Here is a 341-nt window from a genome sequence, read left to right on the forward strand (position 1 = left end):
GCGGGATTAAATCTTGCCGCGCTCCGTAAACAGGGCATGAAACGGTCCATGGCACGGTTCGATATCGTGGGGCAGCTTGGCTCACTTCGCCGCTATGCGCGCTCGCTGACGCGCGGTGTCGGACAGGTTCCGGTGAGCGGCGGGAATGGCGGTGAAGTCGGTGGAGCGATCGGACACGGAAGTCTCGTGAAGGGGATGGATGCGAAAGAAAGCGCACTGAAAGCGAATTTCCGATTCTAACGAAGCGTGGTGTCTTATGCTTGAAGCCACGGAATTGCGAGTTTCGCGCGCGCCGGGCGCGGTTTACGCGCCCTTGGGCGCCTCGGCCCGCGAACCCGGCC

1 pseudogene is annotated in these 341 nt (G+C 62.2%); it reads left to right on the forward strand.

Annotated features, from left to right (window positions below):
- Positions 1 to 240 (forward strand): annotated as a pseudogene (locus EN859_RS40070) (hypothetical protein); the annotation flags it as partial.
- Between the last annotated feature and the right edge of the window lie 101 nt (positions 241 to 341).

Source organism: Mesorhizobium sp. M00.F.Ca.ET.216.01.1.1 (genome assembly GCF_004010325.2).
GTDB lineage: Bacteria > Pseudomonadota > Alphaproteobacteria > Rhizobiales > Rhizobiaceae > Mesorhizobium.